Consider the following 26,484-nt stretch of genomic DNA (forward strand, 5'->3'; position numbering starts at 1 on the left):
GGTGGTGGCCCGCCCACGGGCGGACCACCACCGAGCGGGTAAGGTCAACCGCCGATCGCGGCCCGGGCGCTGTCGACGCCGGTCTGCCACGCGTCGCGCGGCGCGACGTTGCCCGCTTCCATGTCGACGAGGGCATTGAGCAGCGCCGCCCCGATCGCGCTCGTGTCCGGCCCGTTGTGGAAGGACTGGAACTGCAGCACCGAGTTGCTGATGACCTCGCCGATCCGGGAGTCCCCGAAGAAGGGATCGGTGTAGCCGGTCACCTCGCTGCTCTCGAGAGCGCTCTTGGCCGCCGGGAACGTGCCGGTGCGGGCGAAGTGCGCCGTTTGTCCTTCCGGCGAGAGCATCGTCTCGATGTACTTCCACGCGGCCTGCGGGTTCTTCGCGCGGGCGGGGATCGCGATGACGCTGCCACCCCAGTTGCCGCCGACGCCGGGGATCGCGGCGACTCGCCAGAGCCCCTCGGTGTCGGGAGCGTCGTTCTTGTAGCCGGACAGCATCCAGGAGGGCGCAGTGCTGACCGCGAACGCGCCGTTCGCCTTGCCCGGAGCCCAGCCCGACGACCAGGCGGCGATGCCGGCGCTGATGCCCGCCTCGTAGGTGCGCACCGCGACGTCGAACGCCTCCTCCACCTGCGGGTTGGTGTCGAAGATGAGCTCGCCGTCCGGTGTGTAGTACTTCTCGGTGACCTGGTTCACGGTCGAGAAGAAGACGCTCGTCTCGACGTTGTCGACGAAGGGCTCTCCGGTCGCGGCCGTGTACTTCTTGCCCATCTCGATGAAGCCGTCCCACGTCGACCACATCTCGGCGACCTCGTCCGGGTCGGTCGGCAGTCCTGCCGCCTCGAAGAGGTCTGCGCGGTAGGCGAAGCCGAGCCCGCCGATGTCGGTCGGGATGCCGATGATCGAGCCATCCTCACCCGTCGCCTCGGCGATGGCCCAGTCGAGGTAGCCCTCGCCGATGTCGTCGCCGCCCAGCGTGCGGAGGTCGATGAAGTTCCCGGGGTTCTCGATGAATTTCGGCAACTCGTCGTTCTGGATCATGACGAGGTCGGGGACGCGTCCGCCGGCCAGGGCCGCGGTGAGCGCGGTCGCGGTCTCGGCGGTGCTGCCGACCTCCGACAGCTTCACCTTCGCGTCCGGGTTCTGCTCGAGGTACTGGTTGACGGAGTCCTGCTGCCCGATTCCCGTAAACGACCAGAACTCGAACTCGGCGTTCGGGTCGTCTGACCCGCCGCCCGATCCACCGGACGTGCACGCGGTCATCGCGATCGCGACGACGCCGAGAGCTGCGACGGGCAGGGCCAGTCTGCGACGATTCACAACTGCTCCTCTTCTTTGGGGACATGTGATGTGCGCGGGGCGATCAGAGACCCCACTGAGAGATCGTTCTCTCATGCCGGGAAACAGTATCCCGAGATCGAACAGCTGGCAAGCCGCGGCATCCGCCAGTTTCGTCACACGCACTGCAAGACCGGGACCATGAACGGATGGGTTGCGCGCAGCGGCTGCTGTCGTGCGAAGATCATCGCGTCAGAGATCGATCTTTCGCTCGCTGAACCCGACCTAGGAAGAGGGAGCCATGTCTCGACCGACCATCGTCGACGTCGCCCGCGCGGCCGGCGTCTCACGCGCTACGGCAGCGCGCGTCCTGGCTGGAGCGACGAACGTCGACCCGGCGATGGCGGCCGCCGTCGGCCGCGAGGCCGCGCGCCTGGGCTACGAGACGAACTTCGCCGCGCGCGTGCTGCGCGGCGGGCGCGCCGGCGCGATCGGACTCGTCATCGCCTTCGACGAGCTCGGCGGGCTGAGCGGCACGTTCTTCACCGCGGTCATGAAGGGCGCAGCCAAGGGCCTCTCTGCCGGCGAGGTGCAACCGGTCCTGCTTCCCGCCGATCACGAGGACCTCGATCGCATCCCGCGGTTCCTGCGATCTGGAGCACTCGATGGCGCCATCGTCGTGCTCCAGCACGAGATCACCCACCTCGTCGACCGGCTCGCCGACTCGCCGGTGCCCATCGCGTGGGTAGGCCGCCCACGCGGCGAGATCGGCCCCGACCCGATCGTGATCGACTCGGACAACTACGGCGGCGGGGTCCTCGCCGCACGGGCGCTCGTCGAGCACGGGCGCCGCAACATCGGCATCATCACGGGCCCCCTCGACATGGATCAGGCGCGCGAGCGCACCCGCGGATGGACCGACGAGCTCGCGCGCCACGGCATCGAGCCCGGACCCATCGTCCACGGCGACTTCACCCTCGACAGCGGCACGGCGGCGATGGCCCGGCTGCTGCAGCGCGTCCCGACCCTCGACGGGGTGTTCGCCTGTTCCGACCTCATGGCCGCGGGCGCCATGCGCGTGCTGCAAGCGGCCGGTAGGCGTGTGCCCACCGACGTCTCGCTCGTCGGCTTCGACGACATCCTGCTCGCCGCAGCGAACGACCCCCCGCTGACCACCGTGCGCCAACCGCTCGAGGAGATGGGCCGTGCTGCCGCCGGCACGCTTCTGGGCGCCATCCGCGGGGACGACGTCGAGCGTGTGCAGGTGCTGCCCACCTCGCTCGTGCACCGGGAATCGCTGTGACCTCGAAGCGCTCGTGAAAGCCGACCCGGATCTGGTCTTCCGCAGCACGGAGCCCGCCGAGTCGTGGGAGCACGGCCTCATCGTCGGAAGCGGTCGTGTCGGCGCCGTCGTCCACGGACCCGGCGACGAGCTGCGCATCTCGATGGCCCACGAGAGGTTCTTCCTGCCCGCGAACCCGCGGCCACCGGCACCCCGGCTGCATCCCGCCCTGCCGCGGTTGCGGGCGGCCCTCGGGAGCGGCGACCCGGCGCTGGCCGCCGAGATCTTCGACGCCGCGCTGACCGAAGCCGGGTTCGCCGAGCTCGTCTGGACCGACCCGCTCGCGCTGTGCGGCTCGCTGACGGTGGCGACGACGGGGGGATGCTCGACCGAGACGCGCGAGATCGACCTCGTCCGCGGCGTGGCGAGCGTCGCCTGGCGCGACGACTCCGGCGCGTCCCATCGGGTCAGCGTCGTCGCCCCGCGTGACACCGACACGATCGAGCTCGCCCTCGAAGCCGACACCGACACCGAGATGCGGATCCGCCTGGCACTCGCTCCCGTCGACGACACCCCCGCCGCGTCGTTCGCCCCCGATTACACCGGAACCGTCACGGGGCGCCTGCGCGCGGGCGACACCGGATGCCTCGAGATCGTCGACGTCGCCGGTCGACTCCTCGCCACCGTGACCGCGGCGATCCCCGAGCCGGGCGTCGCCTGGCGGGAGGATGCGGACGCGCTCGAGGCTCGCGTGCTCGTACCCGCGAGGGTGAGGCGGACGGTGCGCGTCGATCTGTCGGTCGTGGGGCAGCCGTTCGCTCCCGCGCGCGCTGCCGACTGGGAGGACCGGCTCCGCTCGCAGGAGCGCGATCACGGCTCCCTGGTCACCTCATCGCTGCTCGACCTCGACGTCGCACCCGGCGTGGGCACGGCGACGACCGGTGAGCTGTGGCGGGACGCCCGATCGGGAAGCGCCGACGCCGTCCGTCGCGCGATCGAGATCGCCTATGTTTCGGGCCGGTCGAACATCATCTCGTCGGCCGGAGAGCTGCCGCCGACCCTCCAGGGCGTCTGGCAGGGCACCTGGAGGCCGGCATGGTCGGCCGACTACACGATGAACGGCAACGTGCAGAACGGGGCCCTCGCCGGCGTGGGCGTGACGGGAACACCCGAGCTCGCGCTCTCGCTCCTCGGGCTCGTCCTTCCGCACCTCGACGACTACCGGGAGAATGCGCGGCGGATCTACGGCGCCGACGGGATGCTGCTCCCCTCGCGCATGTCGACGCACGGCATCGCCAACCATGTCGACCGCGCCTACCCGCACGTCTTCTGGGCCGGCGCCGGCCCCTGGGTCCTCCGGATCGCGGCCGACGTCCTGGCGCTCACGGGCGACCGCTCGATCGTGGACGATCGCCTCTGGGAGCTCGTCGAGGGCGTGCTGTCCTTCGGTGAGACCGCGACGGTCGTCGTCGACGGCATCCGCCATTTCTCACCGAGCTATTCACCCGAGAACACTCCGGCCGGGTGGGCGACGCCGCTCGCGGTCGACGCCGCCGTCGACGTCGCCGCCTACCGCGACGCTGCCCGCGCGGCCCGTCTGCTCGGTCGAGCCCGGGCAGACGGCTCGCTCGACGAGCGGTGGGACGCGCTGGCGAACAGCCTCCCCGACCTGGCGGTCGCGCCCGACGGGACGCTGGCCGAGTGGCTCGATCCGGCGGTACCGGAGAACATCGCGCACCGACACGTCTCGCAGCTGTACCCGCTCTGGTACGACGCCGACGAGATGTTCGCCGCCGACAGCCCCTCGTCCGCCGCGCTGCGCGAGGCCGCTCGTCGGACGATCGACGCGAAGATCGCCTGGCGTGCGCATGATACCGCTCCCCCGCCGGGCCGGATGGAGATGGCGTTCGGGCTCGGGCAGCTCGGTCAGGCGGCTGCCGCTCTCGGCGATGCGGAGGCGGCGGTGCGCTGCGTCGAATGGCTCGCACTCCTGCATTGGCGGCCGTCGCTCACGACGACCCACGACGCCGACAGCATCTTCAACCTCGACGCCAGCGGAGCGCTGCCCGCCGTCGTCGCGTCGATGCTCACTCGGTCGACGATGGACTCCCTCCATCTGCTGCCTGCGCTTCCGGCACGGTGGCCGCGTGGCGAGGTCACGGGGCTCCGCGCGCGCGGCGGCATCGTGATCGACCGCCTGGCGTGGGATGAGGCCTCGGCGACGGTCGAGTTGCGCAGACTCCCCGCGGCCTCGTGGCTGTGTCCGGCGGGAACCACGATCATGCATACCGGCTCGGGGTTCACGTGGGGGGACGAGCAGGGCGACGCGGACGGCAGCGCGCGCGTCGTCGAGCTGCGCGATGAGCCCGTCACCCTGAGACTGCGGCGCACCCCGCGACGGAGGAGCACAGTCACGACATCGTAGGCTGAACGGATGCCCGACCTCGCCTCGCCGCTCATCGCGTGGTACCGCGACAACGCGCGCGATCTCCCGTGGCGACGCCCGGGATTCGGGGCTTGGGGAACCCTGGTCAGTGAGTTCATGCTGCAGCAGACTCCCGTCGCCCGGGTGATCCCCCTGCTGGAGGCGTGGCTCGAGCGATGGCCGACACCGGCGGATCTCGCCGCCGCGGCCCCAGCCGACGCGGTCCGGCAATGGGCCAACCTGGGCTATCCGCGGCGCGCGCTCTGGCTGCACCGTGCCGCCGTCGAGATCCGCGACCGCCACGCCGGCGTCGTCCCCCGCGACGTCGACGACCTGCTCGCGCTGACCGGCATCGGCGACTACACCGCGCGTGCCGTCGCCGTCTTCGCGTACGGCGACCGGCATCCGGTCGTCGACACGAACACTCGCCGCGTCCTGGCGAGAGCCATGCAGGGGCGTTCGCAGCCCGGGCCGGCGGCGAAGCGCGACCTCGCCGACATGACCGAGATCCTGCCCCACGACATCGCCGCATCGGCCGTCGTGAACGCGGCGGCGATGGAGCTGGGAGCGCTCGTGTGCACAGCCCGAGTACCGAGGTGCGCTGCGTGCCCGCTGGCCGACCGCTGCGCATGGCGCGCCGCCGGCTATCCCGACACCGGCGACACCCGCGTGAAGCAGGCGCGGTACGAGGGCAGCGACCGGCAGGCACGAGGCGCGATCCTCCGAGTCCTGCGCGCTGCGACGACGCACGACGTCGCCGCCGAGGACGTCATCGGCGACTGGCCCGACGCCGCTCAGCGTGACCGCGCGATCGACTCGCTCGTCTCAGACGGCCTCGTCGAAGCCGTCGACGGCCGGCTGCGCCTCCCCCGGTGACGGGACGGAAGGGGGATGCCGCGGCAGCGCGGCATCCCTCTTCTCAGTCCTCGTCCTCGTCGGCCTCGCGAGGCTTGACGTAGGGGTCGGCTTCTCCCGCGTAGCTCGCGCCCGTCGCGGTGGCCGCGGTGGCGGCATCCCGCTCGCGCGCCTCGCGCAGCAGGTGCTCGATGTGACCCGCGTTCTCGGGGATGGCATCGAGGATGAACTCGAGCGTGGGGGTCACCCGCACGCCGAGCTTGCGACCGACCTCGCTGCGGAGCATGCCCGTCGCCGCGCGCAGGGCGTCGGCCGAGTCGGCTCGCTCCTGGTCGGAGCCGTACACGGTGTAGAACACCGACGCGTGCTGCAGGTCACCCGTCACACGCACGTCGGTGATGGTCACGAAGCCGAGGCGCGGATCGCGCAGGCCCTTCTCGAGCCGCTCCGCGACGAGCACGCGGATGCGATCGGCCAGACGCGACTGACGTTCGCTGGACATACCTTCTTCTCCCTCTTCCCCTCCGCCCGCTCGGCGGATGGATGCAGCGAAGGCGTTGGATGCCTCCTCGATAGTCGGGGTCTCGGGGGTCCCGTTATCGAGGAGGCATCCAACGCCGTAGCGTCTGACGAAATCAGCCGCGCGGCTTCTCCACCATCTCGGTCGTCTCGATCTCGTCGCCGATCTGGATGTCGTTGTACTTGCCGAGGCCGATACCGGCTTCGAAGTCCGTACGGACCTCGGTGACGTCGTCCTTGAACCGGCGGAGCGACTCGATGGCGAGACCATCGGCGATCACGACACCGTCGCGGATGACGCGCGCCTTGGCGTTGCGCGTGATCGTGCCCGAGCGGACGATGACACCCGCGATGTTGCCGAACTTCGAGGAGCGGAACACCTCGCGGATCTCGGCCACACCCGACTGGACCTCTTCGTACTCCGGCTTGAGCATGCCCTTGAGCGACTGCTCGACGTCGTCGATCGCGTTGTAGATGACCGAGTAGAACCGGACGTCCACGCCCTCGCGGGCGGCACGCTCCCGCGCCTTCGTGTCGGGACGGACGTTGAAGCCGATGACGATCGCGTTGTCGATCGTCGCCAGGTTGATGTCCGACTCGGTGATGGCGCCGACGCCGCGGTGGATGATCCGCAGCTGGACGGAGTCGTCGACCTCGATCTTGAGCAGCGACTCCTCGAGGGCCTCGACGGCACCCGAGACGTCACCCTTGATGATGAGGTTGAGCGACTCGACCTTGCCCTCTTCGAGAGCACGGGTGAAGTCCTCGAGCGAGATGCGCTTGCGGGCCTTGGCCAGCTGGGCATTGCGCTCGGCAGCCTCGCGCTTCTCCGCGATCTGACGCGCGGTGCGGTCCTCCTCGGTGACGATGAACACGTCGCCGGCTCGGGGCACCGAGTTCAGACCCTGCACCTGCACCGGGCGCGAGGGGTAGGCCTCGTCGACCGCGTCGCCGTTCTCGTCGATCATGGCGCGGACGCGACCGTAGGCCGTTCCCGCGACGATCGCGTCGCCGACGCGGAGCGTTCCGGACTGGATGAGCACCGTGGCGACCGAACCGCGGCCCTTGTCGAGCTTGGCCTCGATCGCGACACCGCGCGCCGCCTTGTTCGGGTTCGCCGTCAGGTCGAGACCGGCGTCGGCGGTGAGCAGGACGGCGTCCAGGAGCTCCTGGATGTTGGTGCCCTGTCGAGCCGACACGTCGACGAACATGACGTCTCCGCCGTACTCCTCGGCGACCAGACCGTACTCGGTGAGCTGCTGGCGAACCTTGGCCGGGTTGGCGTCGGGCTTGTCGACCTTGTTCACCGCGACCACGATCGGCACGTTGGCGGCCTGCGCGTGGTTCAGGGCCTCGACCGTCTGCGGCATGATGCCGTCGTCGGCCGCGACCACGAGGATCGCGATGTCGGTCACCTGCGCACCACGGGCACGCATGGCGGTGAACGCCTCGTGACCCGGGGTGTCGATGAAGGTGATCGCACGCTCGATGCCCTCGTGCTCGGTCCAGACCTGGTACGCACCGATGTGCTGCGTGATGCCGCCGGCCTCGCCCGCGACCACGTTGGTCTGACGGATCGCATCGAGCAGTCGCGTCTTACCGTGGTCGACGTGGCCCATGACGGTGACCACCGGAGGACGGATCTCGAGGTCTTCGTCGCTCTCCGCTTCCAGCTCGGCGTCGAGATCGAGACCGAAGCCCTCGAGGAGCTCTTTGTCCTCGTCCTCGGGCGAGACCATCTGGATCTTGTAGCCGAGCTCCTCGCCGAGCACCTCGAAGGTGGCCTCGTCGAGCGACTCGGTGGCCGTGGCCATCTCGCCCAGGTTGAACAGGATCGTCACGAGCGTGCCGGGCTGCACCGTGTAGCCGCGCAGCGCCTCGAGCTTGTCCGCGAAGTCGGCGATCGATGCACCGCGGCGCAGGCGGATGATCTCGCCGTTGCCCTTCTGGACGTTGACGCCGCCGACGACCGGCGCCGACCGCATCTCGAATTCCTGCCGCTTCGCCCGACGCGACTTACGCTGCTTGGACTTGCCGCCGCCCTTGCCGAAGGCGCCTGCGGTGCCGCCGCCGGGGCCGCGACCGCGACCACCGCCGCCACCGGGACGACCGGCGAAACCGCCACCGGGAGCACCCGGACGCTGGAAGCCGCCGGCACCGCCGGGACGACCGGGACCGCCGGGACGCTGCTGGAAGGGAGCACCGGGACGACCGCCGCCACCGGGACGACCGGCGCCACCGGGGCGCGGAGCGCCGGGACGGGGAGCACCGGGTCGCGGGGCCTGCGGACGCGGGATGTTGCCGGGCGTAGGCCGCTGGCCCATGCCCTGCGCCGAGGCGAAGGGGTTGTTGCCGGGACGGGGACCGGCGGGACGCTGGCCCATGCCCTGCGAGGGCGCGAAGGGGTTGTTGCCGGGGCGTGCGCCACCCGGACGCGGCGGCTGCGAGCCGCCGGGCGTCGGGCCTGCCGGCTTGGCCGGACCGGGCTTGCCGGCGCCGGGCGTCGGGGCCGACGGAGCGGAAGGCGCCGCAGGGGTCGCCGACGGCGCGGCAGGGGCAGCAGGAGCTGCCGGGGCGGATGCCGCGGGGGCAGCCGGGGCTGCGGGCGCGGCGGGCTTCGCGGGGCCGGGCTTGACGGCCGGGCCGGGCTTCGCTCCAGCGGGACCGGGCTTGCCGGCGCCGGGGCGCGCAGCACCCGGACGAGCGGCACCGGGCTTGGCGCCGCCCGACGCAGCGGGAGCGGGAGCCGCGGCGGCAGAGCCGCCCTCAGCCTCGAGCGCAGCCCGCAGCTTGCGAGCCACGGGGGGCTCGATGGTGGACGAGGGGCTCTTGACGAACTCGCCGAGCTCCTTCAGCTTCGCGAGCGCGACTTTGCTGTCGACGCCGAGTTCGGAAGCGATCTCGTGTACGCGTGGTTTTGCCACAATTCTCCTGTCTGAAGGCCCACCCTCGGACAGGGCGGACCGCTTAAGCGCGGACGGGTCTCATTTCGAGCCGTTCACTTCGTGTCCATAGCCGTTCAGCCTTTGCGCTGGTGATCAATCGGGAAATCCTGCGTGTCCAGTGGGCCGGACACCCGCAGGGCTCGTCCGAACGCGCGGCGCCGCAACGCGGCATCCATGCATTCGTGCGTCTCGTGCACCCACGCGCCCCTGCCCGGCAGCGACGCGGCTCGATCTGCGATCAAGACGCCGTCGCGGGCCACGACTCGTAGGAGTGAGGACCGGGAGGCACGCGCGCGACAGCCCACGCACGTTCGAACAGGTTCCATTCTACCCCCTCGACCGACGTCCCGGTTTCGTCAGGACTCCAGGATCGAGTCGGGCTGGATGTCGATCTTCGCGCCGGTCAGCTTCGCGGCGAGGCGGGCGTTCTGCCCCTCCTTGCCGATGGCGAGCGACAGCTGGTAGTCCGGGACGAGCGCCCGGACGGCCTTCGTGGCCGCGTCGAGCACGAAGCTCGAGGTGACCTTGGCCGGCGACAGGGCGTTGGCCACGAACGCCGGCAGGTCGGCGTTGTAGTCGATGATGTCGATCTTCTCGCCGCCGAGCTCTTCGGTGACGGCGCGGACGCGGCGGCCCAACTCGCCGATGCAGGCGCCCTTGGCGTTGATGGAGGGATCGTTGGCCTTGACCGCGATCTTCGTGCGGTGACCGGCTTCGCGCGCGAGCGAGGTGATCTCGACGAGACCGTTGGCGATCTCGGGCACCTCCATGGCGAAGAGCTTGCGGACGAGTCCGGGGTGCGTGCGGGAGACGGTGATCGAGGGGCCCTTGGTGCCCTTCGAGACCGAGGTCACGTAGACGCGCAGACGCGAGCCGTGCCGGTACTCCTCGCCCGCGACCTGCTCCTCGGGCGGGAGGATGGCCTCGATCGTGCCGAGGTCGACGTGCACCATGCGCGGGTTCGGCCCCTGCTGGATGACACCGGCGACGATGTCGCCCTCCTTGCCCCGGAACTCCCCCAGCACGGCGTCGTCGGCGATGTCGCGCAGGCGCTGGCTGATGACCTGCTTCGCGGCGAAGGCGGCGATGCGGCCGAAGTCGTCGGGAGTCGACTCCTCTTCGCCGACGACCGCGCCCTCGTCATCGCGGAGGGGCACGTAGATGGCGACGTGGCCGGTCTTGCGGTCGAGCTCCGCACGAGCCCCTTCGGGCAGCTCGCCGTCGGGCGAGGTGTGCTTGGCGTACGCCGTGAGGACCGCCTGCTCGATGATGCGGACGAGTTCGTCGAAGGGGATCTCCTTCTCTCGCTCGACGGTGCGCAGCAGTGAGAGATCGATGTCCATGGGGGCCCTCCATATTCAGCTCTTGTCCGGGCGCGTTTCGCGCTCCCGGCATCCATCCCACGTTACCCGATGGGGCGGGGAACGTGTTTGCCCGGCGCCGAGGACGCCACGTCGAGCGGGCCATCTCGGGATACTGGGGGCATGACCGAACGCGCTCCCCGCCTCGCCGACCCCGGACTGATCGGACTGCTCGGTTTCGTGATCGCCACGCTCACGGCACAGCTGGAGCATCTCGGACTGCAGAACGAGAGCCCGGTGTTCTGGGTCGGTGCCGTCTTCGGCGGCGTGGTTCAGGTCACCGCGGGGATGCTGTCGTACTTCGCGGGCGACGACTTCCACTTCATCGTCTACAACGCCTTCGGGTGGTACTGGATCTGCATGCCAGGCTTCCTGCTCGGCGGCGAGCTCGGGTTCTTCGAGGTCGAGGGGCCCGCGCGTGGCGTGTTCACGCTCATGTTCTCGATCCTGGCCCTCGTGTTCGCCCTCTCGGCGGCATCGCGCAACACCGTGCTGCCGGTGACACTGCTGGCCGTCGCGGCCGGCCTCGGCCTGCAGACGGTCACCGCGTTCGGCGGGCCGCCGGCCGTCGGAGCAGCCGGCTCGGTCGCATTGCTCCTGGCCTCCGCGCTCGCGGCGTACATGCTGCTCGAGAAGTTCTACGCGCGAACGCTCGGTCGCAGCATCCTGCCGCTGGGGCCCGCGTGGTTCCGGGTCGCCTCCCCTGTATCGATTCAGGCGCATACTGTTTGAGGACCGGGCGGCCCGCGCTGCGGGAGACCACGCCCGATCGTGACATCGGTCGCGACGACGGCTCTGCCGCCGCGACCGCAACGCGAAAGGAACCTCTCATGACCACCAACGCGCGCGCCGCCGTTCTCCACGGCCAGGACGCACCGTTCACATTCGAGGAGATCACCCTCGACGACATCCGTCCGAACGAACTGCTCGTGAAGGTCGCCGCCACCGGCCTCTGCCACACCGACCTCGCCGTGCAGCATGGTCACATCCCCGCGGCGTTCCCGTTCGTCCTGGGCCACGAAGGCGCGGGCACCGTCGAGCAGGTCGGCGATGCCGTCGTCGGCTACGCCGTCGGCGACAAGGTCGCGGTGTCGTTCGCCTCGTGCGGCCACTGCACCAACTGCCTCACGGGACGCGAGGCTTACTGCCGCAATTTCATGGCGCTCAACTTCGGCGGGGCGCGCGAGGACGGCTCTGCCACCATGACCGCCGCGGACGGTTCCGCCGTGCACGGCTCGTTCTTCGGTCAGTCCTCGTTCGCCAGCCACGTCATCGTCGAGGCCCGCAACGCGGTGAAGCTGCCGACGACCGCCGACGTCGAGATCGCCGGCCCCCTCGGCTGCGGCGTGCAGACCGGAGCCGGCACCGTGCTCAACTCGCTCGACGTTCCCGCCGGCGCATCGGTCATCGTGACCGGCACCGGCGCCGTGGGGCTGTCGTCGATCATGGGCGCGAAGGTGGCCGGCGCCACGACGATCATCGCGGTCGACATCATCCCGGAGCGGCTCGAGTTCGCGGCGAAGCTCGGCGCAACCCACACGGTCAACAGCAAGGACGAAGACGCCGTGGCGCGCATCCTCGAGATCACCGGCGGGGTCGGCGCGGACTTCGCCGTCGACACCACGGCCGTTCCCGCGGTCGTCGACACGATCGTCGCCGCCACCGCGTTCGGCGCGAAGATCGCGCTGGTCGGTGTGCCGAAGCCGGGCACGGAGATCGCGCTGGCGTCCATCTCGGGCTCGGGCAAGACCTTCGTCGGCGCGATCGAGGGTGACGCGGTGCCGCAGAAGTTCATCCCCGAGATGCTCGCGCTGCACGAGGCCGGACGCTTCCCGTTCGACCAGCTCATCACCAAGTACCCGTTCTCGGAGATCGAGCAGGCCATCGCCGACACGCAGTCGGGCAAGGCGGTCAAGGCCGTCCTCGTCATGGACTGACGACCCGGATACGCCGATCGGGCCGGAGCACGCACATCGCTGCGCGTTCCGGCCCGATTCCTTCCGTCTGGCGGCACGACTTCGGCCATCGCTGAGCCACCCGGCGGTCGCCCCTCGGACACCTAGCCGTCACGGAGTCTCTCCAGAGTCGGGATCGGCGCACATCGCGCCGCCCTCCCCGTCGAACAGGAGTTCCCGCGTGTCCTCACGCCTTCCGTCAGCCACCCGCACGCGTCGCACCGCCGCCGCCCTGACCGTGGCGGGCCTCGCCGCCGGTCTCGCCGTGGCCGCGCCCGCAACCACCGCGGCGACCGCCGCCGCGCCTCCCGCCGAAGACCTCGCCTCCCGCTTCACCCTCGCCGTGCTGCCCGACACGCAGTTCTACTCGCGCTACTCGGCCGACCAGTTCCTGCCGCGCTACGGCACCGACCCGTTCGCGACGCAGACGGAGTGGCTGACGGCTCACGCGGACGACCTGCGCATTCCCTTCACGTTGCACCTCGGGGACATCGTCGACCGCGCCGGGGTCGAGGCCGAGTGGCGTGCGGCCGACGTCGCCATGCGCACCATGGACGAGGCCGCTGCGCCCTACTCGATCCTTCCCGGCAACCACGACGTGCTCAACAGTGGCGTCCGCGATGACCAGCTCGACGTCGCGAACGAGCCCTTCAACCGCTGGTTCGGCGCGACACGGGCGGCGACGCAGAGCACGTACGGCGGCAGCGACCCGCTGGGGCTGAGCCAGTTCCACATCTTCGAGGCCGAAGGCCAGCGGTTCATGTCGCTCGCCGTCGCCTGGAACGCCTCGGACGCAACGCTCGCCTGGGCCCAGAGCGTGCTCGACGCGCACCCGGACGTCCCGGTCATCCTCACCTCGCACGCACTGATCAACGTCGCGGCCGACCAGACCTCCCCCGTCGAGACCGGCGACAGCCAGCGGATGTGGGACCGCCTCATCCGGGGCAACGACCAGATCTTCCTGACCTTCAACGGCCACTTCCACGGCGCGACGCGACAGGTCAAGCAGAACGACTTCGGCCACGACGTGCATCAGGTGCTGATGGATTATCAGATGGCGTACGAGGGCGGCAACGGCTACCTCGGCCTCGTCGAGTTCGACCTCACCAACGGCCGCCTGTCGCTCGAAACGGGGTCGCCGTGGGTTGTGCAGAAGCCGCAGGAGAGCCTCACGAGCTACGACCAGCCCCTCCTCGACGGTGAGCATCAGCGTTTCTCGGTTCCGATCGACTTCCGGGAACGCTTCGCCGGCTTCGCTCCCGGGTTCACCGCCGGTTCCGCCGATGAGCCGAGGCTGACGGAGGCCGCGCGCGCGATCCTCCTCGACGGCTTCGAGGGCCCCGATCCGATCTCGACCGAGGCCCCCGGCAACGAACTCGACTTCGTCGAGGCCGAGGGCACGCTCGCCCACTGGCGATTCAACGGTCAGGACGGCGTCGTCGACGCGGACACGGTGATCGAGGACATCGCCGGCGACAACGACCTCACCCGTCCCGACCCCGCCGACACGAACGCGGTCGGAACGCTCTGGGAGGACGTGACCGTCCAGTCCTCCGACGTGCACGGCTACTCGTCGGACGCGGCGGCCGTGTGCTTCGACGACTCGTCGGGATCGCGCTTCAGCTACCTGACGACGGCCCCCGACGCCCCGATCAATGAGGCAGACCTGTCGCAGGGGTACACGATCGAGACCTTCGTGAAGATGGACGCCGACTGGAACGCCTCGGCGAACGGATGGTCGAAGGCCCTGACCCGCACCGGCAACCGGTCGCAGATCGGTGTGCCCGAGACCCGCTGGGACTGGACCGCCTCCCCCACCGCGCTGGGCATCTCGAACCTGCGCGAGTTCCAGTACACGAGCCTCGACGCCGACGCGACGCTCGGCGACCGCGTCAACTGGTCGGGCGAGATCATGGTCGACCAATGGCAGCACGTCGCGATCGTGAACGACCCCGAGTCGCGCACGACGACCATGTTTGTCGACGGGGCCCCGGTGCTGCGCAACGCCACGAACGTCGGCGGTATGGCCTGGCACGAGGGACACTCGTGGGTCCTCGGGGCCGACTGGACCGATGACGCCGCCCGCAACGGATGGCACGGCTGCATCGGCGAGACGCGCATCATCGACCGCCCGACCACGCCGGACGAGTGGCTGACGCAGCGCGCCGACCTGACCGGCTTCGGGGTGCGCGAGGCGCCGTCGGGCGAGCTCGCCGCCGATGTGTCGTCCGTGCGCTTCGCGGGCGTCGGCTTCCCCGGCGCCGAGGTGCGCCTGGCGCCCGCCGCCGAGGGCGTGGCGGCACGTGCCGACCTCGGCGGCGCCGTCACCGCCGTGGCGGCGGACGGCACGTGGGAGATCGTCGTCACCTCGGGCCTGACCGCCGGCGAGCACGCAGTCGAGCTCTCGCAGGCTCTCGGAGCGCGCTCGATCACGCCGCAGCGCGTCGCCTTCGCGATCGCGGCCGCTGCGCCCGCTCCGGCTCCCACGACGCCCGCCCCCGCCGTTCCCGGCGGGGCTCAGCCCGGTGGCACCGTGCCGAGCGGCACCGTGCCGACCGGCGCACCCGCCGCGGACGTCGACGGTTCGCTGGCCGCCACCGGCGGTGACTCGGGCCTCATGATGCCGCTGGCCGTGGCGGCATCCGTGCTCACCGTCCTCGGTGGCGTGCTCCTGGCGCTGCGTCGCCGACGCATCGCTCGCGGCTGATCCCCCGGGCCGGGGCGCGGCGGCATCCGTCGCGTCCCGGCCCGCCGCCGCCCCCTCGCCCTCGTGCCGTCGTAGGCTCTCGGGATGGCCGAACACGGGGTGCACGACGCGGCGCGTGCCGTCGAGCGGCATCCCGCGGCGCGCGTGCTCGCCCGGGGCGGCTACGTCGCGAACGGTTTCGTGCACCTGCTGATCGGGTCGCTCATCGTCGCGGTCGCTTTCGGCGGCGACCGCGACGCCGACCAGACGGGAGCCTTCCGCGCGGTCGCCGAGCTTCCGCTCGGGTTCGTTGCGCTGTGGGCCGCAGCCGCTCTCCTGACCGCGCTGGGCGTGTGGCATCTCGCCGAGGGAATGCTGGCCTCGCGGCGCCAGCGCGGCGCCGCCGTCTGGGGGCTGCGGGTCTCGGAATGGGGACAGGCGGTCGTGTTCCTGTTCTTCGGCGGGTTGTCCGCCGCCGTGGCGCTCGGCGCACGCCCGCAGGCCGATGAAGCCGCGCGCGACGCGAGCCGCGGCATCCTCGCGCTTCCGGGCGGCGTGTTCGCGATCGTGCTCGTCGGGGCCGGTGTCGCGATCGCGGGAGTGGTCTTCGTCGTGATGGGCGTGCGGCGCTCCTTCCACTCGAAGATGACGATCCCCGACGGAGCGGTCGGTCGCGCCGTCGAGGGCCTCGGGATCCTCGGCTTCATCGCGAAGGGCATTGCTCTGGGGTCGCTGGGCGGTGTGCTCATCGTCGCCGCCGTGCGTTCGCGCGCCGACCAGGCCGGCAGCCTGGATGCTGCGATCCGGGCGCTGCTCGACCTGGCTTTCGGCCCCGAGATCGTGGTCGTCGTGGGGGCCGGGCTCATCGCCTACGGCGTGTTCACGGTCTTCCGCGCGCGCTACGCCGACCTCTGACCCCCGGGTCTCTCGGCGGCTGCCCGCTTGCGGGCGCACCTCGGCCTGTCGAGCGCAGGAACACGTGCGCCGGATGCCGCAACCTGCGCGGCATCCGGCGACCGGGTGCTGAGATCAGCGGGCGGTGAGTCGCGCGACCGCGTCGGCCGCGGCGAGGGTCTCGCGTTCGCCCGTCCGACGGTCCCACAGCTCGACCTGGCCGTCGGCCGCGCCGCGCCCGACGATGAGGATGCGCGGCACGCCCACCAGCTCGGCGTCGCCGAACTTCACGCCGGGCGACACCTTCGGGCGGTCGTCGTAGACGACCTCCAGGCCCGTCGCCTCGAGCTCGCCCGAGAGCTGCTCGGCCAGCTCGAAGGCCGCGGCGTCCCGGCCGGTCGCCACGACGTGCACGTCGAACGGAGCGACCGACGCGGGCCAGATGAGTCCACGCTCGTCGTTGTTGAGCTCGGCGATGATCGCGAGGATGCGGGTCACACCGATGCCGTACGAGCCCATCGTGACCGTGACGAGCTTGCCGTTCTCGTCGAGGACCTTCAGCCCCAGTGCCTCGGCGTACTTGCGGCCGAGCTGGAAGACGTGACCGATCTCCATGCCCCGCGCGATCGAGACCGGGCCCGAGCCGTCGGGCGCCGGGTCGCCCTCGCGCACGGTGGCGACCTCGACGAACGCGTCGGCCGTGAAGTCGCGGCCCGCGACGAGGGAGTGCACGTGCTTCTGGTCGATGTTCGCGCCCGTGATCCACGAGGTCCCGTCGACGACGCGGGGGTCGAGGACGTAGCGGATGCCGGTGGCCGACTCCTCGCCGAGCACCGGGCCCTCGGGCGACCAGGGGCCGATGTAGCCCTTGACCAGCAGCGGGTTCTTGGCGAAGTCCTCGGCCGTCGCCGGCTCGACCTCGGCCGGCGCGAAGGCGACCTCAACACGCTTGTCGTCGACGTCGCGGTCGCCGGGCAGGCCCACGACGACGAGCTCACGCGTGCCGTCGAGGTGCGTGAGGGCGAGCACGACGTTCTTGAGCGTATGCGCCGCGGTGAACTCACCCTCGAGGTTCGCGTTGACGTGTGCGACAAGCGTCTCGATCGTGGGGGTGTCGGGCGAGTCGAAGACGACCGGCTCCGGCAGCCCGTCGATCGGCCCGGCCTCGGGCACGACCGTCGTGAACGCCTCGACGTTCGCGGCATACCCGCCCGCGGATCGCACGAACGAGTCCTCGCCGACGGGGGTCGGGTGCAGGAACTCTTCCGAGCGGGAGCCGCCCATGGCCCCGGCATCCGCCTGCACGATGACGTATTCGAGACCGAGGCGCTGGAAGATGCGCTCGTACGCGTCGCGCTGGGCCTGATAGCTCGCCTCGAGCCCGGCGTCGTTCGCGTCGAACGAGTACGCGTCCTTCATCGTGAACTCGCGGCCGCGCAGCAGGCCGGCACGGGGACGGGCCTCGTCGCGGTACTTGTCCTGGATCTGGTAGATCGTCAGCGGCAGGTCCTTGTACGACGAGTAGAGGTCCTTGACGAGGAGGGTGAAGGCCTCCTCGTGGGTCGGAGCGAGCAGGTAGTCGCCGCCCTTGCGGTCCTGCAGGCGGAACAGCAGGTCGCCGTACTCCTCCCAGCGTCCCGTCGCCTCGTACGCCTCGCGCGGCATCAGCGCCGGGAAGTGCACCTCCTGCGCACCGGCCGCCGCCATCTCCTCACGCACGACGCGCTCGATCTTGGCCTTGACGCGCAGGCCGAGAGGCAGCCAGGCGAAGATGCCCGCCGCCTGCGGTCGGATGTAGCCGGCGCGGATCAGCAGCTTGTGACTGGCGACCTCGGCGCCCGCGGGGTCTTCACGGAGCGTGCGGAGGAACAGGTGCGACATACGGGTGACCACGAGTCGAGTCTACGGATGCCGCGGGGCCGCGATGCGCGCGCGATCGTTCCTCACCCCGCCGCGTCCCGCATCGCCGACAGCACGCGCTCCGCGGCATCCACGACGTCCGGCGCCTCCATGATCTCGACGACGTTCACGCCATCTGTCGCGAGGAGGTAGGAGCTGTCAGGACGGATAGCCCCGACGCCCCGCACGGCCTCGGTCGCGCCCGCGACGTCGACCGGCACCGGGACGTCGCGTCGGCCGTCACCTGCGGCGAGTCGATTCCATTCCCATGCGCCTCCGGGATAGATCGTCACGATGACCGCGTCGAGACGGGCTGAGTTCGGCGCGTACCAGCGGCAGACGGTGCCGAGCCCCGCGTCGCGCGCGATCTCGATGTGAACGTCTGTGCCGAAAGCCGAGGGGTACCCCTCGACGAAGTCGGTCGTGCCGAGGATGTCGGCCACCGAGACCCGTTCCCGCAGCTCATCGCACGTCGTCGGAGACCACCACGAGGAAGTGCGCGCCGCCGGCATCGGACGACCGGCATTCTCGAGGGCTGACATGAAGAGCGGGGCAACCGCGTCGAGTCGGGCCGTGACGACGTCATTGCTGACCCCGTCAGCGTTACCGAACACGCCGCTGACCGTCACGAGCATCCAGGTGTCGCCATCGGACACCGCCCGACGACAACCCTCGCTGTCGTAGCGGAAACCTTCGCAGACCGTGTCGGAGTACGTGGAGACGACGCTCGCGGGAACAACGTCCGCGGGGAGGGCGGACACCTGCACGGATTCGAAAGTGCTGGATTCCCACGAGCAATCGAGACCGCCGAGCGTCCGGACCTCGGGCGTGCTGAGGTCCGTCGCGGGGCCGAGCTCGACCCCGACAGCCGACGAGAGCGCGCTCGCATCGAACACCTGTGTGCAATCGCCCCTGAAGGCCATGGTCGGCGCGGACAGCTGCGGCTCCGCATCCGGAGTCGCTGTCTGGGTGGGCGAAGGCTCCGCCGTCGGAGTGGGGGAAGGCGTGGGTGTGGGCGTCGGCGTCGGCGTGGACGTCTCGACCGGAGTCAGGATGCGGTCGTCCGGGCGGAGGGCCGCGAAGGCGACGCCTGCGACGACGACGGCCACGAGGGCGGACGCGGCCGCTCCCGCGACGATGCGCGAGCGGCGCGCGCGGGCGGCGCGCAGCCGCTTCACACCCCCGACGACACGATCGCGCAGATCGCCGTGCTCGTTCGGGGTGAGCTGATCGTTCAGGTCCACGATGCCTCCAACGCCGTCATCTCGTCTCGTAGCCGGCTCTTCGCCCGTGAGAGGCGTGATTTCACCGTGCCGACCGGGATGCCCAGGGTCTGCGCGACGTCGCGTTCCGGGTAGCCCTCGAGCACGCTGAGGACGACGACGCTCTGCTCACCGGCCGGCAGCTGCTTGAGCGCCGCGAGTACACCGCTCTCGTCGTGGGCGGACGGTGCCGCGGATGCGGACGCCGCAGGGGTCTTCGCCAGCAGCGCTCGGTAGCGCCGCCCCGCTCGCTCGAGATTGCGAGCCGCGTTCGCGACGGTCGTCAAGAGCCACGGCAGCGGCGACCCGTCGACCAGGCGCACGCTCGCGCGCTTGCGCCAGAGCTCGAAGAACGCGATGGCGACCGCGTCCTTCGCATCCTCGCGATCGGTCAGCAGCCGGGTCGCGTGCCGGAACAGTCGCGACTCGTATCTGTCGAACAGGTCTCCCAGCGCGGACTCGTCGCCCGCCCGCAGTCGCTGCCATGCAGCGGCCTCATCATCTCCCACACCATGCAGTGTCCGGCACCACCGAGAAGGTTCGCGGTCGTGCGAACTAATCTGAGCGGATGACGACCGTGCCGGAGGCCGTGGAGCAGCGACTCGCCCCGGTCGAATGTCGGAGCGGCCGCCTAGCCTGAACTCATGAGAACCGTGCTGCTGACTGGATTCGAGCCGTTCGCCGGAGACGCGACGAACCCATCGGGGGACGCGGTGAACCTGGTCGCCGACCATTGGACGGGCCCGGAGAACCTGGTCATGGCGGTGCTGCCGGTGACCTTCCACGGGGCCAGGTTGCAGCTGCTCGAGCTCATCATCGAGCACTCCCCCGACGTCATCATCGCGACCGGCCTGGCCGGGGGCCGCACGGGGATCGCTGTCGAACGAGTGGCGCTCAACCTCAAGGACGCGCGAATCCCGGACAACAGCGGCGAGCAGCCCGTCGACGAGCCGTCGGTCGGGCACGCGCCCGACGCACACTTCGCGACGCTGCCCGTGAAAGCGATCGCCGCGGACATCATGGCGGCGGGCATCCCCGCCTCGGTCTCATACTCGGCGGGCACCTTCGTCTGCAACCACGTGATGTTCACGGCCCTGGATGGCGGCGAGCCGGGCGATCGCGCCGCCGGCTTCATCCACGTTCCCTACGCCACCGAGAACGCACCCGAGGGCCAGCCGTCGCTGCCGCTCTCGGACATTGCGCAAGCGTTGCGCATCGCCATCCGCACCTCCTTGGACACTGAGGTGGACCACTCGTACGCGGCAGGCTCCATCTGGTGAGAGGCAGCTGCCTCGTCAGCTCGAGAGCGCGGAGAGCATTCGCCCGAGGACCTGCCCTGCGAGGTCGAGATTCTCGTCGTAGAGGCTGACCACGTTCACTCCGTCGGTCGCGAACGCCTTGTACGAGCCGTAACCCCAATCTGTGGCGAAGGCGTCGGTCGCACCGGCCACGTCCAGCTCGACAACCGATGACTCCGCCGCCCGCCCGCGCAACTCGTCCCACTGCCACCCCAGGCCCGGCGCGACCTGCGGCGAGAGGATGTGGAACTCGTCCGTCTCGTAATCTATCCGCTCGCCGTCGGAGAACAGCGGACACGCTCGGAAGACACCCGCCGCTGCCAGCAGGACCTCCTCCGGCTGCTCGGAACCCTCCCAGTAGCCGTGGCGATACGGACCGATCAGTTCCTCGAGGCCCATGGCCTCGCCGAGCCACACGCAGTCGGGAACCGGCCAGACGTCATCGGTGGCGGCAGCGCGCCGAGGCTGCGTCGCCGTCGGTAGGTTGGCGGCGACCGCTTCGATGGCTGCACCCAGCAGCTCGTCCGGGGTCTCGACCGCGCCCCAGCCGGCATTCGCGCCGACCCACACGTCGTCCACCACGCGCCCGAGACGACAGTGGTTGGCGTCGTAGCTGGGCTCGCAGGTCGCCACGGAGTAGCGCGCTGCGAACTCGTTGCTCACCTCGGCTGCGGGGACCACGGTCAACGTGAGGTTTCCGACACCCTCGGGGAGATCCGCGCCGTCAGCGGCGAACCACGTGCAGGCGAGGCCACCGAGAGTCCCGAGGGGCTCGACGTCGACCTCCACCGGACGATCCGCGTCCCACGCGAGGTACTGCTCGGCCCGAGTGAGCGCCCCGACCCCGAGGAGTTCGTCGCGCTGCTCGGTCGTGAGCATTCGATCGCAGTCGCCGTCGAACGCGCGAACCGGCTCCAGGTTCGGCGTGGGCGTCGGCGTCGGCGTCGGCGTCGGCGAGGCCGGCATCTCGCTCGGCGCTGAGGGCGTCGGCGTCTCCGCCGTGCGTTCCACGGGAGCACACCCCGCCACAAGGGCGGCGGCGAGCGCGAGGGAGAGAAGCGCGACAGGACGACGGAGCATGCGGTCAGCCTGGCAGGGCCGACATGCCGACAGCGGCATCCGCCGTCGAAGCTTTATGGAACCGATCTCAGGCGGTGACGACCTGTGCCGTGCCGAGCGGCGCGTCGGGACCGAGCTCGTCGGCGATACGGCGGGCCTCTTCGATGAGGGTCGCGACGATCTCCGACTCGGGCACAGTCTTGATGACCTCGCCCTTGACGAAGATCTGCCCCTTGCCGTTGCCCGACGCGACGCCGAGGTCGGCCTCCCGCGCCTCGCCCGGCCCGTTGACGACGCAGCCCATGACAGCGACGCGCAGCGGCACGGTGACATCCTTCAGACCCGCGGTGACGTCGTCGGCGAGCGTGTAGACGTCGACCTGCGCACGCCCGCACGAGGGGCACGAGACGATCTCGAGCTTGCGCTCCCGCAGGTTGAGCGACTGCAGGATCTGGTGTCCGACCTTGACCTCCTCGGCCGGCGGCGCCGACAGCGAGACGCGGATGGTGTCGCCGATCCCCTCGCCCAGCAGGATGCCGAACGCGGTGGCGCTCTTGATCGTGCCCTGGAACGCCGGCCCCGCCTCGGTCACCCCGAGGTGCAGGGGCCAGTCGCCGCGCTCGGCGAGCTGCCGGTAGGCCTTGACCATGACGATCGGGTCGTTGTGCTTGACCGAGATCTTGAAGTCATGGAAGTCGTGCTCCTCGAACAGCGAGGCCTCCCAGACCGCGCTCTCGACGAGGGCCTCCGGCGTCGCCTTGCCGTACTTCTCGAGCAGGCGCCGGTCGAGAGAGCCGGCGTTGACGCCGATGCGCAGCGAGACGCCGGCGGCCTTCGCCGCGTTCGCGATCGCACCGACCTGGTCGTCGAACTTCCGGATGTTGCCCGGGTTCACGCGCACCGCGGCGCATCCGGCGTCGATCGCCTGGAAGACGTACTTCGGCTGGAAGTGGATGTCGGCGATGACGGGGATCTGGCTCTTCTTGGCGATGATGTGCAGTACATCCGCGTCGTCCTGCGAGGGAACGGCCACGCGCACGATCTCGCAGCCGGATGCCGTGAGCTCGGCGATCTGCTGCAGCGTCGCGTTGATGTCGGTGGTCGGCGTCGTCGTCATCGACTGCACGCTGACGGGGGCTCCTCCCCCGACGAGCACCTTCCCGACGCGGATCTGCCGGCTCTTGCGGCGAGGGGCGAGGACGTCCGGAACCTGGGGCATCCCGAGATTGACAGCTGGCACGGGCACAGCCTACGCGGCACCGCCGCAGACGGGCTGGGAGCCGCGCGACACCGCGTCCCCGGCGCGGGTGTGATAATTTCGGCCCATGCGCACGCGCCTCTCCTGGTGGCACACCGCCTAGGCGGTGTGTTCGACGTGCACACGTTTCAGACCGCCCGGCGTTGAAGGCCCGGCGGTCTTCTTCGTGGGGCGGGCGCTCCGACGAAGAAAGACGACGATGACCGGTTCTCTCCCGACCCTGACCGATCTCGCGGCGAGCGGTGCGCCCTTCGCGCTCATCGCGCGCGACGGGGCGACCGTCGAGGTGCTCCGCGGCGACGTCGTCGACGTCGACCGGCTCGCCGACATCCCGCTGGACGATCCCGACGGCACACCGCGCGAAGTGCTCGCCCTCGTGCCGTTCCGCCAGGTCGTCGAACGCGGCTTCGTCTGCCACGACGACCGGGCACCGCTGCGCTGCCTGCGTGTCGCCGACCACGATTCCCTGCCCCTGGCCGAGGCACTGCGCCAGTTGCCGTCGGAGCGGGTGCCGCTCGAGGACGCCGGGTTCGACATCTCCGACGAGGACTACGCCGACATCGTCCGTCGCGTGATCGCCGACGAGATCGGCCGCGGCGAGGGCGCCAACTTCGTCATCCGGCGCGACTTCACCGCGACGGTCGAGACGGATGCCGTCACCGCCGGCCTCACTTGGTTCCGGGCGCTGCTGCAGCACGAGCGCGGCGCCTACTGGACCTTCCTCGTCGTGACCGACGGTCACGTCGCGGTCGGCGCCAGCCCGGAGGCCCATGTCAGCGCGCGCAGCGGGGCGCCCGCGGAGCCCGGCACGAGCATCGTCACGATGAACCCGATCTCCGGCACCTTCCGCCATCCCCGCGGTGGCGCGACCGCCGAGACGCTGACGGAGTTCCTCTCCTCCACCAAGGAGACCGAGGAACTGTTCATGGTCGTCGACGAAGAGCTGAAGATGATGTCTGCGGTCTGCTCCGACGGGGGCCGTATCACCGGCCCTCATCTGAAGGAGATGTCGCGCCTGACCCACACCGAGTACATGCTGCGCGGCTCGAGCACCATGGACCCCCGCGACATCCTTCGGGAGACGATGTTCGCACCCACCGTCACGGGGTCGCCGATGCAGAACGCGTGCACGGTGATCGCGCGGCACGAGCGGACGCCCCGCGGCTACTACTCCGGTGTCGCCGCCCTCTTCACCCCCGCGGCGGGAGGCGGCCACGACCTCGACGCCCCCATCCTGATCCGCACGGCCTATCTCGTCGACGGCCGGCTGCGCGTGCCCGTCGGAGCGACGCTCGTGCGGCACTCCGACCCGGCGGGCGAAGTGGGCGAGACCCACGGCAAGGCGGCCGGCGTCCTGGGCGCGATCGGCGCCGTCGACCGTGACGAGGCGCCCGCCTCCATCGCCGACACCGCGGCCGTCGACGAAGACGCGCCCGCGGCGCATCGTCCGCGACTCGGCGACGACCCGACGATCGCCGCCCTCCTCTCCTCGCGCAACGCGCGGCTCGCGCAGTTCTGGCTCGACCCGCAGGCGGCGCACGGCGGTCCTTACGCGGGCCGCGAGGTGCTGGTCGTCGACGCCGAGGACCGGTTCACCACCATGCTCGGCCATCAGCTGCGCCACCTCGGATTCTCGGTGCGCATCGCTCCGTGGAACGAGGTCACAGATGCCGCGGTCGACGACGCGGGGCTCGTCGTCTTCGGGCCCGGCCCCGGCGATCCGCGAGACGACGCGAGCCCTCGCATCGCGCGCATGCGCGAACTCGTCGCCCGCCGGGCCGAGGCGGGGCGGCCGCTGCTCGCGGTGTGCCTGAGCCACCAGATCCTGGCCGACCGGCTCGGGATCGCGCTGGCCCCCCTCGCGTCGCCCCATCAGGGCCTGCAGAAGAGCGTCGACGTGTTCGGACAACCCGCGTCCATCGGCTTCTACAACACGTTCACGGCACGCGTCGCCCCCGGCACCGAACGCCTGGGCGACACCGAGATCGCGGCGGACCCGTCGTCGGGTGACGTGTACGCGCTCCGGGGACCGGGGTACGCCTCCGTGCAGGGGCATCTCGAGTCGATCCTGTCGCGAGATGGTCTGCCGACACTCGAGCGGCTCATCGGATTCGCGCTCGAGCCCGTCTCCGCCTGATCGCGCCGCGTCGGCGGCGAGCGCGTCAGCCGAGGATCGAGATCGGGTTGAAGACGTCGGCGAGGATCAGCGTGCCGCCCATGACGATGAGCCCGATCACGACGACGAAGGTGACGGGCACGAGCTTCGTGGCGTCGACGGGGCGCGGAGGCGGGCGGCGGAAGAGCTTCGCCCAGGCGCGCTTGATCCCGTCCCACAGGGCCACCACGACGTGTCCGCCGTCGAGAGGCAGCAGGGGCAGCAGGTTGAAGATGAACAGCGCGATGTTGAGCGAGCCGAGCAGGCTCAGCACCTGGAAGGCACGGTCCTGAATCGGCGCGTCGGTCGCGGCCACCTCCCCGGCAATACGCCCGGCACCGACGACCGACAGCGGACCATTGGGATCGCGCTCCCCGCCGGTCACGAGGGCGACCCCGGTCTCGTAGACCTTGACCGGCAGCTGCCAGATGACGCTCGCGACGGCACCGAGCCGCTCGACCGCCGCCTGCGGTCCGGTCCAGATCGGCTGCGGCACGTTGATCCGCGTTCCCGTCATGCCGACGAACCCGACCTCCTGGACCTCGGTCGTGCCGTCCGCCGTCGTCACGGGACGTTCGGCGGCGATCGGGGTGACCTCCAGCGTCACGCGGTCGCCGTCGCGCTCGACGACGACCGGGATCGTGCGTCCCGGCGACGCCTGGACGATGGCGGTCGCCTCGGCGTAGCCCGACACCTCGGTGCCGTCGACGGCGACGATGACGTCGCCGGGGCGGATGCCGCCTGCCGCGGCCGGTGAGACGGGATCACCGGGCTCGCATGTCGTGCGCTCGACGCCGGCCGGAACGACGCACTCGTTCACACCGGCGATCGTGGTGGAGACGCTCGGCAGCCCGATGGCGCTCAGCGCGATGCCGAAGAGCACCATCGCGAGCACGAGGTTCATCAGCGGCCCGCCGACCATGATGACGATGCGCTTCCACACCGAGAGCTGGTAGAACGCCGGGCGCGTGTCGTTCTCGACGAGGGTCTCGGCGTTGGCGAGACGGGCGTCCTGCACCATCGCCCCGAAGAAGCGACCACTGCGCCGGGTGGCGGCGTCGGGCTCGTCGGGTGCCGGCGGGTACATGCCCGACATCGAGATGTAGCCGCCGAGAGGCAGCGCCTTCACGCCGTACTCGGTCTCGCCGAAGCGCCGCGACCAGAGCGTCGGCCCCAGGCCGATCATGTACCGGCCGACGCGCACGCCGAACAGCTTGGCGGGCACGAGGTGGCCGACCTCGTGCAGCGCGATCGACACGGCGAGCCCGACGACGAGCAGCACGACGCCGATGACGAAAGCGAGGACGGTCACGACCGCTCAGAGTACCCGCCGAGTCTTTGAATCGGCCCA

At 70.5% G+C, this 26,484-nt stretch carries 20 protein-coding genes; 9 read left to right on the forward strand and 11 right to left on the reverse strand.

From position 1 onward, the window contains the following. Nucleotides 1-44: 44 nt before the first annotated feature. Nucleotides 45-1,322, reverse strand: coding sequence for an ABC transporter substrate-binding protein (locus ACI2K6_RS12060; protein WP_269267698.1), 1,278 nt, complete (start codon nt 1,320-1,322; stop codon nt 45-47). Nucleotides 1,323-1,581: 259 nt separating this feature from the next. Between ACI2K6_RS12060 and ACI2K6_RS12065 the strand changes: the two genes are divergently transcribed. From ACI2K6_RS12065 to ACI2K6_RS12075, 3 genes are read left to right on the forward strand one after another with little or no spacing between them, the layout of a single operon-like run. Further along, on the forward strand, nt 1,582-2,583 hold the full coding sequence (locus tag ACI2K6_RS12065; protein WP_404568723.1) for a LacI family DNA-binding transcriptional regulator: 1,002 nt from the start codon (nt 1,582-1,584) through the stop codon (nt 2,581-2,583). A gap of 13 nt (nt 2,584-2,596) precedes the next feature. Beyond that, on the forward strand, nt 2,597-4,987 hold the full coding sequence (locus ACI2K6_RS12070; protein ID WP_404568724.1) for a glycosyl hydrolase family 95 catalytic domain-containing protein: 2,391 nt from the start codon (nt 2,597-2,599) through the stop codon (nt 4,985-4,987). A 9-nt stretch (nt 4,988-4,996) separates the two neighbouring features. Then, complete coding sequence (locus ACI2K6_RS12075; RefSeq protein ID WP_404568725.1) at nt 4,997-5,863, forward strand: A/G-specific adenine glycosylase; 867 nt, start codon at nt 4,997-4,999, stop codon at nt 5,861-5,863. Between the two features lie 43 nt (nt 5,864-5,906). Here ACI2K6_RS12075 and rbfA read toward each other — a convergent pair whose 3' ends face one another. The 4 genes from rbfA to nusA all read right to left on the reverse strand — a co-directional run bounded on the left by rbfA (nt 5,907) and on the right by nusA (nt 10,649). Further along, entirely contained in the window at nt 5,907-6,344 is a 438-nt protein-coding gene (gene rbfA / locus ACI2K6_RS12080) for a 30S ribosome-binding factor RbfA (RefSeq protein ID WP_071919310.1), read from the reverse strand. 133 nt (nt 6,345-6,477) lie between these two features. Beyond that, nucleotides 6,478-9,285: a translation initiation factor IF-2 gene (gene infB, locus ACI2K6_RS12085; protein WP_112617238.1), complete on the reverse strand. Its 2,808-nt coding sequence runs from the start codon at nt 9,283-9,285 to the stop codon at nt 6,478-6,480. Between the two features lie 95 nt (nt 9,286-9,380). Next, nucleotides 9,381-9,632 (reverse strand): YlxR family protein, encoded by a 252-nt coding sequence (locus ACI2K6_RS12090; protein ID WP_112617239.1) that lies wholly within the window; start codon nt 9,630-9,632, stop codon nt 9,381-9,383. A gap of 30 nt (nt 9,633-9,662) precedes the next feature. Then, nucleotides 9,663-10,649: a transcription termination factor NusA gene (gene nusA / locus ACI2K6_RS12095; protein WP_274178771.1), complete on the reverse strand. Its 987-nt coding sequence runs from the start codon at nt 10,647-10,649 to the stop codon at nt 9,663-9,665. Between the two features lie 141 nt (nt 10,650-10,790). On the opposite strand from nusA, the gene ACI2K6_RS12100 reads away from it, so the two are divergent. From ACI2K6_RS12100 to ACI2K6_RS12115, 4 genes are all read left to right on the forward strand, one after another. Then, entirely contained in the window at nt 10,791-11,399 is a 609-nt protein-coding gene (locus ACI2K6_RS12100; RefSeq protein WP_269267706.1) for an acetate uptake transporter family protein, read from the forward strand. Between the two features lie 98 nt (nt 11,400-11,497). Beyond that, a complete protein-coding gene (locus ACI2K6_RS12105) occupies nt 11,498-12,604 on the forward strand; it encodes an NAD(P)-dependent alcohol dehydrogenase (protein ID WP_404568726.1) in 1,107 nt (368 codons plus the stop codon). Nucleotides 12,605-12,803: 199 nt separating this feature from the next. Then, the gene (locus ACI2K6_RS12110) at nt 12,804-15,329 is read left to right on the forward strand and encodes a LamG-like jellyroll fold domain-containing protein (RefSeq protein WP_404568727.1); all 2,526 of its coding nucleotides are present in this window, start codon (nt 12,804-12,806) and stop codon (nt 15,327-15,329) included. Between the two features lie 84 nt (nt 15,330-15,413). After that, on the forward strand, nt 15,414-16,223 hold the full coding sequence (locus ACI2K6_RS12115; protein ID WP_404568728.1) for a DUF1206 domain-containing protein: 810 nt from the start codon (nt 15,414-15,416) through the stop codon (nt 16,221-16,223). Between the two features lie 114 nt (nt 16,224-16,337). Here the strand turns inward: ACI2K6_RS12115 and ACI2K6_RS12120 are convergent, their stop codons facing one another. Genes ACI2K6_RS12120 through ACI2K6_RS12130 form a run of 3 tightly spaced genes read right to left on the reverse strand, consistent with a single transcriptional unit; the run spans nt 16,338 to nt 19,872 of the window. Next, on the reverse strand, nt 16,338-18,095 hold the full coding sequence (locus ACI2K6_RS12120; RefSeq protein ID WP_323986151.1) for a proline--tRNA ligase: 1,758 nt from the start codon (nt 18,093-18,095) through the stop codon (nt 16,338-16,340). Between the two features lie 50 nt (nt 18,096-18,145). Next, entirely contained in the window at nt 18,146-19,345 is a 1,200-nt protein-coding gene (locus tag ACI2K6_RS12125; RefSeq protein ID WP_274178776.1) for a hypothetical protein, read from the reverse strand. Continuing rightward, complete coding sequence (locus ACI2K6_RS12130; RefSeq protein ID WP_354450140.1) at nt 19,336-19,872, reverse strand: sigma-70 family RNA polymerase sigma factor; 537 nt, start codon at nt 19,870-19,872, stop codon at nt 19,336-19,338. Before ACI2K6_RS12130 ends, ACI2K6_RS12125 begins: the two co-directional genes overlap by 10 nt. Before the next feature lie 135 nt (nt 19,873-20,007). Between ACI2K6_RS12130 and pcp the strand changes: the two genes are divergently transcribed. Then, nucleotides 20,008-20,643 (forward strand): pyroglutamyl-peptidase I, encoded by a 636-nt coding sequence (gene pcp, locus ACI2K6_RS12135; RefSeq protein ID WP_354450138.1) that lies wholly within the window; start codon nt 20,008-20,010, stop codon nt 20,641-20,643. A 15-nt stretch (nt 20,644-20,658) separates the two neighbouring features. Here pcp and ACI2K6_RS12140 read toward each other — a convergent pair whose 3' ends face one another. Both ACI2K6_RS12140 and ispG read right to left on the reverse strand, forming a co-directional pair. Further along, nucleotides 20,659-21,741 carry a hypothetical protein gene (locus tag ACI2K6_RS12140; RefSeq protein ID WP_404568729.1) on the reverse strand — a complete coding sequence of 361 codons (1,083 nt, stop codon included), beginning with the start codon at nt 21,739-21,741 and terminating at the stop codon, nt 20,659-20,661. Nucleotides 21,742-21,808: 67 nt separating this feature from the next. Next, nucleotides 21,809-22,939, reverse strand: a complete 1,131-nt coding sequence (gene ispG, locus ACI2K6_RS12145; protein ID WP_023955151.1) for a flavodoxin-dependent (E)-4-hydroxy-3-methylbut-2-enyl-diphosphate synthase — start codon at nt 22,937-22,939, stop codon at nt 21,809-21,811. Between the two features lie 238 nt (nt 22,940-23,177). Here ispG and ACI2K6_RS12150 point away from each other — a divergent pair, with 238 nt between their 5' ends. After that, nucleotides 23,178-25,115 (forward strand): anthranilate synthase family protein, encoded by a 1,938-nt coding sequence (locus ACI2K6_RS12150; protein WP_404568730.1) that lies wholly within the window; start codon nt 23,178-23,180, stop codon nt 25,113-25,115. Nucleotides 25,116-25,140: 25 nt separating this feature from the next. On the opposite strand, the gene ACI2K6_RS12155 is transcribed toward ACI2K6_RS12150, so the two are convergent. Further along, complete coding sequence (locus ACI2K6_RS12155; protein ID WP_404568731.1) at nt 25,141-26,445, reverse strand: M50 family metallopeptidase; 1,305 nt, start codon at nt 26,443-26,445, stop codon at nt 25,141-25,143. Nucleotides 26,446-26,484: the final 39 nt, after the last annotated feature.

It is taken from the genome of Microbacterium sp. NPDC006705 (genome assembly GCF_044903545.1).
Lineage (GTDB): Bacteria > Actinomycetota > Actinomycetes > Actinomycetales > Microbacteriaceae > Microbacterium > Microbacterium plantarum.